Genomic DNA, 592 nt, shown 5'->3' with positions numbered 1-592 from the left:
CCATTTATGCCACTCAAAACCGCCATAATGATTTAATGAATAGGAAACAGCATTAAACGCGCTGGTTTTTCTTCCTGAATTATATCCAACAGTAAGATAATTGGTACTAAAATTACCATCATGGGTATTTATTGTACCGTTGCTATTTAAAGCCTCTCCATCTTGTCCATTTGAATGATGAGTGAATTTTAACGTTGCATATTTATAATTGCTGATAGATTTACTAAGCCTGAAATATAAAGTTCCTCCCAGTTTTAAACTCGGAGTTCTTACACCCGAAGATTTTTCGTCAATTACCTWAACCGTAAAATCGGGCACCATAGCAAAAGCCACAGGCGATTCAGGTATTGCAAGTATCATATACGTTTTGGTAACCCTGCCATTAATAATATACTTTACCGGTCCGGCAAGTTCGCCTCTTGGCGAGATGTATGACAAATCACCATTTTCCTTATAAATATCGCTATATTCCCTATTACGCAAATATCTGCGTGTAATCAACGAATCCCTTGTCGCTGAATTTATGGTTTGCGGAGTTACAGTTTCAATACCTGTTAAATAAAAAACTACGATCAGACAGACTAGTTTCATG

At 36.7% G+C, this 592-nt stretch carries 1 pseudogene; it reads right to left on the bottom strand.

Annotated elements, in window-relative coordinates:
* Positions 1-592, bottom strand: a pseudogene (locus AC1DG9_RS27630) (hypothetical protein); the annotation flags it as partial.

The sequence above is a fragment of the Pedobacter sp. 05L430 genome, assembly GCF_056397585.1.
The sequence above is the reverse complement of the archived record's forward strand: the minus strand, read 5'-3'. Positions and strand labels throughout refer to the sequence as shown.